This is a genomic window from Arthrobacter sp. NtRootA1 (genome assembly GCF_019976975.1).
Lineage (GTDB): Bacteria > Actinomycetota > Actinomycetes > Actinomycetales > Micrococcaceae > Arthrobacter > Arthrobacter aromaticivorans.
The window spans coordinates 2,370,385-2,383,506 of the sequence record NZ_AP024630.1; the positions used below are offsets into that span (position 1 = coordinate 2,370,385).

A 13,122-nucleotide genomic window follows, 5' to 3' on the forward strand; every position below is an offset into this window, starting at 1 on the left:
AATGGCCGGCAAAGCCTCGGGTCGTCCTGCCATGAACAACAGGACGCGCATTCAGGCCCAAAGGACCACAAGTCTCGCAGCCTTTGACGGTACCGAAACATCAATTCCCGTCAGCTCCTGGAAACGATTGAGCCGGTTGAGAATGGTGTTGCGATGGCAAAACAGCTGCTCGGAGGTAACGGTGACATTGCCCGTTACCAGGTAGTTCCGGACAGTTTCCAGCAGGCGCTCGCGCTCGCCGCCCCGGCACTCCGCCAAAGCTTCGTCGAGTTCCGCGGCGAGGTCCAAGCCGGCGTCCTGCAGGTTTTGCTGGGCCAGCCGGGCCCACGCGGAATCTGCTGACAACGGACCGGAATCCCGGGGTCGCAGCAAAGCGGCGAGGCTCTCGGCGGTGCGGGCGGCCCCTGGGAGAGCGCGCAGGCCAAGTACTGCGGGCACGTAGCCACAAGGGACATCTACGACGCCGGGCGGCAGCTGCTGGCCTTCGGGTTCAGTGCCGTGCAGGTCGCCTCGGGATTCAGGACCTCGCGTCCGAATGGCCGGAAGAGCCCAGAAAACATAGGTGTTGCCGCCGGACTCGTGCAGAAACAAGCGCTGCCGGGTGTGCTGCCCAGATCCGAACTGGGACGTTGCGGCGCGAAGCCGGGCGCCGGGTTCGCCACTTGCTGCCACAAGCGCAAAGCGCGACTCTGGGTTGATGCCCAGTGCCGAAGCTACTTGGGAGGATGTCTCCAGGGAGGGGCTGCTCTGGTTGAACAGGCGGGCAATGAACTCTCGTTGGATGCTGGACTCTTCCTGGGCCATCCTGACGCGCTCAGTCAAGTAGCTGGTGTGCGTCCGGGTGGCGAATTCGTCCACGACGCTCCAAACCTGGTCCACTCGGGTGGCCAGCAGGGCGGCGTCCTCGGTGTGCGCGATCTCCAGCAGCTCGGCCCAGAGAATGCTGAAGTCCAGGCGAACGGCAGAGGTAAGGGACTCTGGCGGAATGCCGGCCCTGGCGCGCTTGGATCCAAGGTCGGAGGCGAAGTCGAGGAGCCCGTCCCGGCTGTCCGACGTGCCGTTCCGTAGCCCGCGGATCAGGCGCCTGAAAGTCTCCCTCGCGGTCTCCTGGATTTCCAGGACCGTCACCTGGCTTTCCCCGTATTCGGGGATCTCGCGAACCCGCGTAGTGAAGGCCTGCGCGAGAGTGTCCAGCCTGCCCTCGAGCTGATCAACCAGCTCGGGCCAACGATCTACGTGCCCAGGAGCTTCAAAATTGTGCATTCACACATTCTAGTCCAATGATTCCGTGGTGAATTGCTAGATATTTTGGGAAAAACTACTGGCACTATGGAACAAGTCACACAAATCGCCCGGGCATCCCCAACGTCCCGGTCCCGTTCGCACTCATGGAGCAACTATGGCAAGCACGGTCAGCGGAGCCCCGGACGCCAGTCCCACGGCAGCACGCATCGTCGATGAAAGCGTCACCAAGAAAGTAGCCTTGGCTGCCCTCGTGGGCACTGCGCTGGAATGGTACGACTTCTTCCTTTTCACCACAGCCGCTGCGCTGGTATTCAACGCACAGTTCTTCGTTTCCCAGGACCCCTTCGTGGCGGCCATGGGGTCCTTTGCCACTCTTGCGGTTGGCTTCGTTGCCCGCCCGATCGGTGGCTTCATCTTCGGCGCCCTGGGCGACAAGGTGGGCCGCAAGAAAATCCTCATGGTCACCATCGTGGGCATCGGCGTTGTTACCGGCCTTATCGGGCTGCTGCCCAACTACATGACCATTGGCCTGGCCGCACCTATCCTCCTGGTGGCGCTGCGCATTGTCCAGGGCCTCGCGGTCGGTGGCGAGTGGAGTGGCGCGGTGATCATCGCCGTCGAAAATGCTCCGGTGGAGAAGCGGGCACGCTACGCGGCGCTGCCGCAGATCGGTTCGCCGATCGGCACCATCCTTTCCTCGGGTGGCTTCTTCGGCATGCTGTTCCTGGTGGGTCAGAGCAACTTTGAGGCCTGGGGTTGGCGCATCCCGTTCATCGCCGCCATTCCGCTCCTCGCTATTTCTATGTGGATCCGCAGCCGTCTTAGCGAGTCGCCCGAATTCGAAGCGCTCATGGAATCCGGCGAGACAGAGCATGCTCCCATCCGCGGCGTCCTAAGGAACAGCTGGCGCCAGATCCTCGTGGGCATGTGCTCGGCGCTGCTCGGTATCGGCGGCTTCTACCTGATCACCAGCTTCGTGGTCTTCTACGGCACCAAGGTCCTGAAGATGCCGTTCGAACTCCTGCTCCTGGGCACCCTGCTTGCTGCGGCCCTTGAGATTGGTGCCCTCATCTGGGCAGGCCGCCTGGGCGAGAAGTTCGGCGCCAGCAAGGTTATTCTCTGGGGCGGTGTGGCGTCCGCGCTCGTAGCAGTCCCGGTCTTCCTGGCCATCGATTCCCGCGACCCCGTGCTGGTGGTCCTGGGCATGATGATCGGCGTCGCGGTCCTTTCAATCCCGTATGCAGTGTCCGGCACCGCCCTGACCGCGCTGTTCGCCACGAAGGTCCGCTACACCGGCGTCGCCATCACCTCAAACACTGCGGGTGTCATCTCCGGCTTCGTGCCCTTGATTGCGACTGCCCTGGTAGCAGCTAACGGCAACTCCTTCTGGCCAGGCGCCATCATCCTGCTGGTGGTTTCCGCACTGACCGCGCTCTCCGGCCTGTTCCTCCCAAGCCTGTCCATCGAAGAAGAAGGAATGAAGCATTGAGCACCACCACGGCGGGCCACTTGATCGTCTCCCAACTGGAACGGGCAGGCATCAGGCGTGTCTACACCGTTCCGGGGGAGAGCTTCCTTGATGTCCTCGACGGACTGCACGGCTCGCCGATCACCAACGTAGTGGCACGCCAGGAAGGCGGTGCCGGATTCATGGCACTGGCCGAGGGCCGCCTCACCGAACTGCCGGGCGTCGCCATGGTGACCCGCGGGCCTGGGGCTGCCAACGCCTTCATCGCCATCCACACCGCACACCAAGACGCCACGCCACTGCTCCTCTTCGTTGGCCTGATCCCGGTGGCAGACCGGGGCCGCGAGTCGTTCCAGGAATTCGACATCAACGCCTGGTTCGGCAGCACCGCCAAGAAAGTAGTGACCCTCGACGACGCCGCTTCCGCAGCCCGCGTTGTGGACGACGCCATTTTCACCGCCCTCAGCGGCCGACCGGGCCCCGTCGTGATCGGCCTCCCGGAGGACGTCCTCGTGCACGTCGTCGAGGACGCCACCGTGGAACCCCGCAAGGTTGCCCGTACCCGGCCGGCTGTCGCGGACATGGAAGACCTGAACCAAAAGCTGGAGAAGGCACGCAAGCCCCTGATCGTCGTCGGCGGAGAAAGCTGGACCCAGGAGTCCGGCGAGCAGCTGGCCGCCTGGGCGACCCGCCACAGCATCCCGGTACTGGCCGACTTCCGCGCCTACGACGCCGTCCCGCACCGCAGCGACGCCTACGCAGGCTTCCTCGGTTACGGCCGCAGCGACGCGAACGCCCAGCGCCTGGACGACGCCGATCTGATCGTCTTTGTCGGATGCGTCCGCGGCGACGTCCTCTCCGATGGCTACAAGCGTGGACTCAATGCCGAAACCGTCGTGGTCAACGCCGACGCCAACCTCCTGGGCCACTTCGGCCGGGTGGACCAGCACATCATCGCGGATGTCACCGCGTTCGCTGCGTCCCTCCCCGCCACGGACGCCGCGGACTCCGTGGGCAACCGCGAGGAAGGTTGGTTCGCCAGCGCCCGCGCCGACCAGCTCACCTTCTCCACGCCCCGGCCCGACGGCGGCATCGGCGTCGACTTGGGCGCCGCCATGGAGGTCCTCAAGAAGGAAATGGCCGACGACGCCGTCCTCACCTTCGGCGCCGGGAACCACGCCCTGTGGCCCGCCCGGTATCTGGACCACAACTCGGCCAACTCCCTGGCCGCTCCGCGCAACGGCGCCATGGGGATGGGGATTCCCGCAGCTGTGGCCGCGTCACTGGCATACCCGGGCCGCCAGGTCATCTCCGTGGCCGGCGATGGCTGCTTCATGATGAACGGCCAGGAAATCGCCACGGCCATGGGCTACGGAGCCGCGTTCATCGTCCTGGTGGTGGACAACGGCATCTTCGCCACCATCCGCGAGCACCAGGAAGCGCATTACCCGGACCGGCCCTCCGGCACGCACATGACCAACCCGGACTTCGCCGCACTGGCCCGTTCCTACGGCGGTTACGGCGAGCGTGTGGACCGTACGGAAGACTTCGCAGCCGCGTTCCGCCGCGCCGTCGACTCCGGCCTCCCGGCCTTGTTGCACCTGCCGCAGGACCCCACCACGCGTTCCCCCAAGACTTCAACGAACTGACCGGAGCCTCCTGTGATTCAGCTTCAGAACATCATCAACGGCGAGTCCGTGGACGCGGCGGCCAGCCTGCCGTTCTTCGACCCCGCCACGGGCCAGCAAATCGGCACCGCCCCGGACAGTGACGCTGCCGCCGTCGACGCCGCTTGCCAGGCCGCTGCCACAGCATTCAAGAGCTACAAGCGCACGACGCCGGGGACGCGCCAGTCGCTGCTGTTGCAGTTGGCCGACCTTATCGAGGCGAATGTTGACCGTCTGCTAGAGGCCGAGGTGGCCTGCACCGGCAAACCCGCCGCACTTACCAAAGAGCTGGAAATCCTGCGTGGCGCCGACCAGTTGCGCTTCTTCGCCGGAGCGTGCCGGGTGGTTTCCGGCACTGCCCAGACGGAGTACTTGGAAGGTTTTTCGTCCACCATCCGGCGCGAGCCCATCGGTGTGGTGGCCCAGATTACGCCGTGGAACTACCCGTTCATGATGGCCATCTGGAAGATCGGACCAGCCCTCGCCGCGGGGAACACCTTGGTCCTGAAACCGGCCGACACCACCCCCTGGTCCACCGTGGTGCTGGGCGAACTTGCCCAGCAGGTCTACCCGGCCGGCGTAGTTAACATTGTCTGCGGCGGTCGCGAGGCTGGCGCAGCAATGGTGGACCACGACATCCCGGAGATGGTCTCCATCACCGGTTCCACCCGTGCGGGTGCGCAGGTCATGTCCGCTGCGGCCAAGACCCTGAAGGACGTCCACCTGGAGCTTGGAGGCAAGGCCCCCGCAGTGGTGTTTGCCGACGTCGATATCCAGCGGACCGCTGGCGAAATCGCCCTGGCTGCCTTCTTCAATGCCGGTCAGGACTGCACCGCGGTGACCCGCGTGCTGGTCCACCAGAACATCCACACGGAGTTCGCGGCGGCCCTGGCAGAGGCCGCCTCCGCTCTGACGGTTGGGGGCGACGAGGCTGATCTTGGCCCGCTGAACAGTGCCGCCCAGTTGGAGCGAGTGGAGGGCTTCATGTCCCGCCTGCCCGCCAACGCCCGCGTCCTGTCCGGAGGCAAGCGCACCGGAACGGGTTTCCACTTTGAGCCGACCGTCATCGACGGCGTGTTCCAAACAGACGAAGTGGTGTGCGACGAAATCTTCGGTCCCGTACTGACGGTCCAGCCGTTCGCCAGCGAGGACGAAGCGATCGAGCTCGCCAACGGCACCAAGTACGCCCTCGCCTCCAGTGTGTGGTCCGAGAACCACGGCGTGGTGACCCGCGTTTCCAACGAGCTCGACTTCGGCGCCGTGTGGATCAACTGCCACCAAGTGATCCCGGCTGAAGCACCGCACGGCGGCTTCAAGCACTCGGGCACCGGCAAGGACCTCTCCGTCTACGGGCTCGAAGACTACACGCGCATCAAGTCCGTTACCACTTCCCACCGCTAGAACCTGACATGAAACTCGACCTCCTCCTGCGGAACGCAGACATCATCACCATGGATCCGGCCCGCCCGGTGGCCAGCTCGCTGGGCATCTGGCAGGGACGCATCGTGGGCCTGGACGACGAAGTGGACGGCTTGGATGCCGTTCAGGTACTCGATCTTGGCGGCGCCACCGTCACTCCCGGCTTCATCGACGCCCACTGCCACACCACCTGGTTCGGGCTGGGCCTGGCGGAACTGGACGTCTCCTGTGCTCGCGGTCTGGAGGAACTCTACGAGTTGCTTCGGGGCGCTGTTTCTGAAGCCGGGGCTGACGACGAGGGATGGCTCTTCGCTACCGGTTTCAGCCAGACACAGCACGGCGGGTCCTTTCCGGACATCGCAGAACTGGACCGCATCACGGGGGAGCGGCCGCTGTTCATGCGCCACAACTCCGGGCACATGGCCATTGTCAACACAGCCGCGCTGCGGATGGCAGGTGCCGAGTCGCCGTCGTTCCCGGATCCCGACGGCGGAGCGATCGTCCGCGACGCAGCGGGACGTCCCACGGGACTTGTCCAGGAGACGGCCCAGGAACTGATCCAGCAGCTGATCCTGCCGTATTCGTTGTCTGACATTGAGGCCGCCCTTGAACGGGCCACGCTGTACTACGCCTCGGAGGGCATCACGAGTTTCACCGAAGCCGGGGTGGGCGGCGGGTGGATCGGTCACAGTCCGGCAGAGCTCGCTGCCTACCAGAACGCTGCCGCCAACGGCCGGCTGCACGCGCGGGCTCAGGTGATGCCGGTGCTGGACGTGCTGCATGGCCTTGGCGGTCATTCCTCGGACAGCCCCGGCGCCGCTCCAGCTGGACTGGATCTTGGTATCGCCAGCGGATTCGGGAACGAGTTCCTGTCCCTGGGACCGGCCAAGGTTTTCCTCGATGGCTCGCTCTTGGGCGAAACTGCAGCCGTGAGCCACGAGTTCTGCAGTCATGGCCACAAGGACAACCGCGGCAACACGGGCTACTTCCAAGCGGATCCAGCCCAGCTGCGGGAAAGCATCGAGGCCGCCTACGCCGCCGGGTGGTCCATCGCCGCCCACGCCATCGGCGACCGGGCCGTGGACCTCGCCGTGGACATCATTACGGATTGCCAGGCTGCGTATGGGCCCCGCCGGGTCCCCAACAGGATCGAGCATGCCTCCATGACACGCCCGGAGCAGCTGGCCAAGCTCGCCGAATCCGGCATCGCGGTGACGCCGCAGGCCAGTTTCTTCCGCGACGGCGGGGACGGCATGACCGCCTCCCTCGGACCCGACCGCCTGCCATGGGCGTACCGGGCAGCCAGTTTCCTCGAAGCCGGAGTTGTGGTGGCAGGCAGCTCGGACCGGCCCGTCGCCGATGGGAACGTGCTTCGCGGCATGCAGGCGTTCGTGGACCGCCGGACGGAATCCGGTGCTGTCTTTGGAAACCCCGCGGAACGCCTCACCCCGCAGCAGGCCCTCGCCGCCTACACGTCCGGAGCCGCAGCAGCCACAGGGTCCCTGGGCGAGAAGGGCACCCTGGAACCGGGCAAACTGGCTGACTTTACGGTCCTTTCCGCCTCACCGTTGACGGCACCGGCCATCAGCGAACTGCACGTCCTGGCCACCGCCGTCGGAGGCCGCTTCACCTACCAATCAACCGACTTCCACGCGGCACTTTCCCTGGAAAGTCCGTTCGCGGCCCCCGTTTCAGCGGGCCGTGTTTCAGCGCCAGAGAGCTCATAGGGGAGACCATGACAACAACCACAAGTTTCACCACGCAGGACACCGCGTTCGTCCAGGACTTCCGGACCATGAGCGCCTTCGGTGCCACCGAGAACGGCGGGGTGGACCGCCAAGCGGCAACGATTCCCGACGGCGAACAGCGCCGCTGGCTCGCAGGCCTCCTGGAGGAGCACGGCTTCACGGTGAAGTTCGACCACGCCGGCAACCAGTGGGGCCTCTACGAAGCCGTGCCCGGTGCGCCCTTCGTGGTGGTCGGTTCGCACATGGACTCACAGCCGACGGCGGGCCGTTACGACGGCGCGTATGGCGTCCTCGCGGCTGCCCACGCCGCGTTCCGCCTGGTAGCGCGCTGGGAAGCCGGCGCCACGGCACCCAAGTTCAACCTCGCCATCGTCAACTGGTTCAACGAGGAAGGCAGTCGCTTCAAGCCGTCCATGATGGGATCGTCCGTGTACACGGGGAAGCTGGACCTGGAGGATGCGCTTAACACCAAGGACGCTGCCGGGATCACTGTCCGTGACGCTCTGGACGCGATCGATTGCCGCGGAACGTTTGAGGGGCCGGAGGCTGCATACTGCGCCGAGATCCACATCGAGCAGGGCCGCAGCATGGAGCGCGAAGGCGTCACCATTGGGCTGGTCAGTTCCAACTGGGCAGCGAACAAATACGAGTTCGTGGTTCACGGCGAGCAGGCACATACGGGTTCCACTGTGATCGCGGACCGCAAGGACGCCCTGCTCGGGGCATCGATGATGGTAGTTGCGGCACGCGAAATCGCCGACCGCTTTTCCGGTGTGCTCCACACTTCGGTGGGCCAGCTCAACGTCTACCCGAACTCGCCCGTTGTGGTCCCGTCCCGGGTGAACCTGCTCCTGGACCTGCGCAGCGCCGATGAAGCGGTCCTGGCCGAGGCCGACGCACTGTTGCACGCCCGCATCACGGAGATTGAACGCTTGGCCAACGTCTCGGTGGAAAAGAACCACTCACACTCCTGGGCCGTCACGCCTTACCAGCCCGAAGGTGTGGAACTCGCAGCCAAGGTCGCCGCCGATCTGGGGTTGTCCAACAAGGAGGTCATGACCCTCGCCGGGCACGATTCCACCAACATGAAGGACCTCGTTCCAACGGTCATGTTGTTCGTGCCCAGCGTTGACGGCATCTCCCACAACGAGCACGAATACACCACGGATGAGGACATCGTCGCCGGGCTGACCATGCTCACCGAGGTCGTTGCCCGCCTGTGTGACGGGGCGTTGAAGGACTAGCTGCAGAGTCCAGGCAGCTTGGTGAGATGGTACTGGAAATGCACAAAGGGCAGCCTCCGGGTGTCCTGGAGCTACGGAGCATGACGGCTACTCGAGGTCCTCGTGCCCTGTTCTACGCGATTTTTCCCCCTGACGGTTGCCACGGACGGAACCACAATCATCTCCTTCTGCTCCTGTACTTTATGCGCCGATAACGGACGATTTGTCGTACTGGCTTGAGCCGGCTCATCCTCGTGTTGCCTTAGTGCAGTCGCTACTCTGGGATGTCTTTCCCGTAGCGGACAAGCCGGCATGCGGAGTGCTAGAGGATAACGTCACGGATTCTTGCTCGATCAGGCAATGATGACCTCCAGCCCCGTGCGGTCGCCCGAGTCGGCGAACGGGGCAGCGAAATGGGCAAAAGAAAGCTGTGCACACTGTGCAGACCTTGGGCTTCGGATCGGGTCCTATATCGGTCTGACTGGGCCGGATTGGGGACGTTTGCGGGAGTTCTCAGCATTGGCGGGGCTGGAGTCCGGTTCGAGTCCCCTCGGGCACGGCATAACCCCTCGTCAGAGGCGTTTTGCGTTTAAGTGTGTACAAAGCTTGACGGTTGAGACCTAGGGTTCCGGGCGCAACAGACAGCCTGTACCGGGTTGTAGCGGATCAAGCCAATGTAGCGTCCGGATCGTTCAGTCATGCCGAGCAGTTCTCCTTGCTCGACTTGTCGTGCATTAGGTGTCGGGTGAACCATTGCAGGGCTGCACCGGAGGTCGCTTCGAATTCGCCAAGGTAGGCGTCAAAGTGTCCTCCGGGGAAGACCAGCAGCTCTTTGGGTGGGAGGGCACGCTGGTAGGCCTGCAGTGCCAGATCAGTCGGTGTCACCCGGTCGTTGTCCCCCACGATCATCAGAAGAGGTGTCGGTGAGACGCGTTCGATATGGATCCCAGGCTCGTATGCCCGGGCCGCTCTTGTTGAGCGTACGGTGACGTTGTTCTCCCAGAGCCCGTCAGGGATTGGCTGCAGGTAGAACGATACGGCTTCCGGGTCCGTGTAGCTGGCAGGGACGGACCCGTCGGAGACCAAGGCAATACGGTGCGGTTCCTCGCCTGCGAGTTGTGCCTGGTCATCGGCCGCGAACGAGGCCTCCAATGCTGCCCGTTTTTCCGGGGTCACCCGCCGGAGTCCTTGCTGATAGCCGCTGATGGTAGGCACTTGCGAGACGATCGCCTTCAGCCGGGGTTCGGTTGCGCCGAGGACGAAGGCATGGCCCCCTGCATAGCTTGAGCCCCACAGACCGATCCGTTCCGGATCCGCTTCCGGCCGCGATTCGAGGAAGGTGATGGCCCTGCGCCAATCCTCGATTTGCCGCCAGGGATTGATGTCCTGACGGGGTATTCCACCGCTTTCCCCGAATCCTCGGTGATCGTGGAAGAGCACAACGAAACCGGCGCTGGCAAAGGCTTCAGCATAGGGGAGGGCGCCCTGCTCCTTGACCCCGCCATACCCCATACCCAACGTCAGTGCCGGATACGGGCCATCACCAGTGGTGGGAATATAAAGGTTGCCCCGAAGCTCAACGTTGCCGTCGGCACGAAAGCCGACCCGTTCGATCGTGTATTTGTCCTCGGTTTTCGACCGAAGAGTTTGGTCCTGGCCATTGGACATGGCTGACTCCTTTGTCATTAGCAGTGCAATTGTTGGATTGGGGAATCTATGTAGGGAGTTTTTAAAAACTAGTTCTAACGCTTGCGGCTCAGAAGTCCTACTGCTCCGTACCAAACGGACCCTGTGTTCATTCGCAGGGGCCCCGGAAATAAAAGTGATCGCCAAGGGTGAGGAAACTATCGCTTCGCCGCTGGCAAGTCGCTGCTCCCTGGCGTCCGGAGCGCCCTCCAGCACCAAGACTTCATAGGACAGAGTCGCCATGCATTGTTGTTCCGTCCCTATCAGGGGGTCCTAACTCAATGTTGTAAAAGAGCACCTGGGTGATGCCTCCAACACAAGTCTTCGAGCCTAGTCATATCGCTCCTCAAGAAGACGCCGCAATCGTACCGATGCTCTGTCTGTAATGTTCGACGGCCCAACGCTGAGGGAATCGGCCTTCCCGCTACGACCACCATCACTACGAGGCCATCAGGCCGCCGTCGACGAGCAGGATGTGTCCGGTCACAAAATCGGAGGCGCGCGATGACAGGAAAATCACGGGCCCGATCATGTCCTCGACATCACCGATGCGCCCGAGCGGAGAGAGTCCTTCGAAGAACTTCACCTGGTCCGGTTGATCCGTTAGTGCTTTGATGAACGGTGTGCGCACCAGGGACGGCGCGATAGCGTTGACGCGGACGTTCTGCGGCCCCCATTCAACCGCCAGCGACCGCGTCATGTTCACGACAGCACCCTTGGCGGCCTGGTAAGCCAGGTTCGGGTACCACCCGCCAGACAGCCCCAGCGCCGAGGCAGTATTGACGATCCTGCCACCGCCACCGGTGAACATAATCGCGGCGGCGGCTCGGGCGGCGAGCATCGATCCAGTCATGTTCACCGCGATCACCAACTGCCAGTCCGCCATGGTGAGCTCAGTGGTCTTCACGCGCCGGTTGACGCCGGCGTTGTTGAAGAGCACGTCGAGTTTGCCGTGCTCGTCGGCGATCCGAGCGAAACCGTCGGTTACGGATGCCTCGTTCGTGACATCGATAGCGACCGCAGTTGCGCCATGACCGACTTCGGCGGCGGCCGATTCGGCGGCTTCCTCGTTGGCGTCGGTGATGATGACGGTCGCGCCGACACCGGCATATGCCGCGGCCAACGTTTTGCCGATGCCGCTCCCGCCGCCTGTGACGACGACGACGTCGCCGTCAAGGCGGAAGCGATCGGTTGTCTCGTTCATGGTGTAATTTCCTTATCGACGCGATTTAGTTGAGGGTGTTGTCGGCCAGCGCGCGCGCCTCCCGGCGACGTGACGCGACCCCGAGCAGGATCATTGCGATCGTTCCTATGAGGAGCGGGAAGCCGATTGCGAAGAAGATCTGCCCGGTGCTCCAGCCGAAGGTGAGCATGACGCCGCCGACAATGCCGCTGACAATGGTGCCGATGCGACCGAAGCCGTGCATCCACGAAACGCCCGTACCTCGGGCCCTTGTTGGGTAGACAAGCGCGGCAAGCGCGTTGACGCCCGTGTTCGTCGCTGGGAGGAAGAGTCCCCACGCGAAGGCGGCCACCAAGAGGCCGGACAACCCGAGTGTGAACGCCGCGACAGCCCAGATTGAGAGGGAACCGAGGCTAAACATGACACCGAGCACTCGGAAACTGCCGAGCTTGCCCATGGCGAAACCGACGAGCAGCGAGCCGACCGTGCCGCCCCAGCCGTACATTGCGACGATCACCCCCGCGTCAGCGGCGGTCAGCCCGTAGGCTTTGATAATTAGGGGCAAGTAGTTGACGAGAAGGTAGGTAACCGAAAGTCCAATGAAATAGCAGACCCATAGCAGGATGCTCGAAGCCAGGAACTGCTTGGAGAGCACGACTCGGACGCCGCCCGCCCTTACAGGCTCGGTGCGATCGATGCCGAGGTCAATGTTCTCAACGTCAGCGGAAGGCGAAATTGCCTGGAGAGTGCGCTTGACCGTCTCGGGGGAGCGTTCCTTGAGCGCCAGGAAGGTAAGCGACTCCGGAATCTTCCACGCGAGGACGGGGATGATCGCGAGCGAGAGTATCCCGGCAGTGACCAGGAGCGCCTGCCACCCGAGGGTCGGAACGATTGCAGCTGCCAAGTAGCCGCACAGGATCACACCGAAGGTGAATCCGGAGAAGGCGATGGTGATGAGAGTGGAACGTCGCGCGGCCGGCATAAACTCGGCGACCAGAGTGACGATTGTAGGCAGGACGGCGCCGAGGCCCAGGCAGGCCAACAAGCGGGCTGCGCCAACCATCTCAACAGTCTGCGATGCGGCACCGAGAAGCGTGAAGACTGTGAACCATGCGGTCCCCACCAAGATGATTGTCCGTCGTCCGAAGCGGTCGGCGAGGGGACCGCCGAGAATCGCACCAATGGCCATACCCACTACACCAAAGGTAACCACTGCGGTAATCGCGGGAAGCGGCGTCCCCCAGTTGGCCACAATCTGCGGATAGACGAAACTCCACGCCTGGACGTCGATGCCGTCGAGTGTGATCACCAGGAACGCCAGGACAACGATAGCCCAGCGTCTTCTTCCGACGGGTTGCGAGTCGAGGAAGCCCTGAATGTTCTTCTTCTCGGAATTTGTATTAGCGGTAGCCACGATCGGCGAGGCTGGATCAGAGGTAGTCACGATCGGCCTTTCTTGGATCAACATTGAACCTGTAGATGT

9 protein-coding genes are annotated in these 13,122 nt (G+C 63.4%); 5 read left to right on the plus strand and 4 right to left on the minus strand.

What is annotated here, in order from left to right; genetic code table 11:
• Positions 1-51 precede the first annotated feature (51 nt).
• The gene (locus LDN90_RS10625; protein WP_223949025.1) at positions 52-1,263 is read right to left on the minus strand and encodes a helix-turn-helix domain-containing protein; all 1,212 of its coding nucleotides are present in this window, start codon (positions 1,261-1,263) and stop codon (positions 52-54) included.
• Positions 1,264-1,399: 136 nt separating this feature from the next.
• On the opposite strand from LDN90_RS10625, the gene LDN90_RS10630 reads away from it, so the two are divergent.
• The 5 genes from LDN90_RS10630 to LDN90_RS10650 are packed head-to-tail and all read left to right on the plus strand — an operon-like array spanning position 1,400 to position 8,791.
• A complete protein-coding gene (locus LDN90_RS10630) occupies positions 1,400-2,734 on the plus strand; it encodes an MFS transporter (protein ID WP_223949026.1) in 1,335 nt (444 codons plus the stop codon).
• On the plus strand, positions 2,731-4,362 hold the full coding sequence (locus LDN90_RS10635; protein WP_223949027.1) for a thiamine pyrophosphate-dependent enzyme: 1,632 nt from the start codon (positions 2,731-2,733) through the stop codon (positions 4,360-4,362). The genes LDN90_RS10630 and LDN90_RS10635 overlap by 4 nt, the downstream gene beginning before the upstream one ends.
• A gap of 12 nt (positions 4,363-4,374) precedes the next feature.
• Positions 4,375-5,781 carry a gamma-aminobutyraldehyde dehydrogenase gene (locus tag LDN90_RS10640; protein ID WP_223949028.1) on the plus strand — a complete coding sequence of 469 codons (1,407 nt, stop codon included), beginning with the start codon at positions 4,375-4,377 and terminating at the stop codon, positions 5,779-5,781.
• Positions 5,782-5,789: 8 nt separating this feature from the next.
• The gene (locus LDN90_RS10645; protein WP_223949029.1) at positions 5,790-7,526 is read left to right on the plus strand and encodes an amidohydrolase; all 1,737 of its coding nucleotides are present in this window, start codon (positions 5,790-5,792) and stop codon (positions 7,524-7,526) included.
• An 8-nt stretch (positions 7,527-7,534) separates the two neighbouring features.
• Positions 7,535-8,791, plus strand: coding sequence for a M20 family metallo-hydrolase (locus LDN90_RS10650; protein ID WP_223949030.1), 1,257 nt, complete (start codon positions 7,535-7,537; stop codon positions 8,789-8,791).
• Positions 8,792-9,466: 675 nt separating this feature from the next.
• On the opposite strand, the gene LDN90_RS10655 is transcribed toward LDN90_RS10650, so the two are convergent.
• From LDN90_RS10655 to LDN90_RS10665, 3 genes are all read right to left on the minus strand, one after another.
• Positions 9,467-10,438: an alpha/beta hydrolase gene (locus LDN90_RS10655; RefSeq protein ID WP_223949031.1), complete on the minus strand. Its 972-nt coding sequence runs from the start codon at positions 10,436-10,438 to the stop codon at positions 9,467-9,469.
• Positions 10,439-10,895: 457 nt separating this feature from the next.
• Positions 10,896-11,660 (minus strand): glucose 1-dehydrogenase, encoded by a 765-nt coding sequence (locus LDN90_RS10660; protein WP_216923416.1) that lies wholly within the window; start codon positions 11,658-11,660, stop codon positions 10,896-10,898.
• Positions 11,661-11,685: 25 nt separating this feature from the next.
• Entirely contained in the window at positions 11,686-13,083 is a 1,398-nt protein-coding gene (locus LDN90_RS10665; protein WP_223949032.1) for an aromatic acid/H+ symport family MFS transporter, read from the minus strand.
• Positions 13,084-13,122: the final 39 nt, after the last annotated feature.

Bases quoted from the DNA above. Each gene is read 5' to 3' on its own strand.
- LDN90_RS10625 (WP_223949025.1), bottom strand. From the start codon at position 1,263: ATGCACAATTTTGAAGCTCCTGGGCACGTAGATCGTTGGCCCGAGCTG.
- LDN90_RS10630 (WP_223949026.1), top strand. From the start codon at position 1,400: ATGGCAAGCACGGTCAGCGGAGCCCCGGACGCCAGTCCCACGGCAGCA.
- LDN90_RS10645 (WP_223949029.1), top strand. From the start codon at position 5,790: ATGAAACTCGACCTCCTCCTGCGGAACGCAGACATCATCACCATGGAT.
- LDN90_RS10650 (WP_223949030.1), top strand. From the start codon at position 7,535: ATGACAACAACCACAAGTTTCACCACGCAGGACACCGCGTTCGTCCAG.
- LDN90_RS10655 (WP_223949031.1), bottom strand. From the start codon at position 10,438: ATGTCCAATGGCCAGGACCAAACTCTTCGGTCGAAAACCGAGGACAAA.
- LDN90_RS10660 (WP_216923416.1), bottom strand. From the start codon at position 11,660: ATGAACGAGACAACCGATCGCTTCCGCCTTGACGGCGACGTCGTCGTC.